The sequence below is a fragment of the Pseudoalteromonas sp. SG45-5 genome, from assembly GCF_014164085.1.
Classification (GTDB): Bacteria; Pseudomonadota; Gammaproteobacteria; order Enterobacterales; family Alteromonadaceae; genus Pseudoalteromonas; species Pseudoalteromonas aliena.
Map to the genome: position 1 here is coordinate 1 of NZ_JACJEM010000195.1, position 263 is coordinate 263.

1 pseudogene is annotated in these 263 nt (G+C 32.7%); it reads right to left on the bottom strand.

Annotation, left to right across the window (positions count from 1 at the left end):
* Positions 1-263 (bottom strand): annotated as a pseudogene (locus tag H5119_RS20270) (IS1634 family transposase); the annotation flags it as partial.

Genomic DNA, 263 nt, shown 5'->3' on the forward strand with positions numbered 1-263 from the left:
TCTATTCTACTTGGCTTTTTGATAAATAATGATGAAACAAAAAACAAGGGGTCTTTTAAAAACCTAAACCCTTTTTCTACTTCAGATTGTGCTTTGTAATGCTTAAGTAAACCTACTGGTGAAAGCGATTTTTTATCTATATTCGTTGCTAATACGAAGCATGACTTTTGTTCTACAATCTGTTTTATTGCGGTTTCGTTTTCTTCAATTTCTGCCGTGATTTGCCATTCAATATTTTTTACTGGCGCATCTTTTTTAGGTCG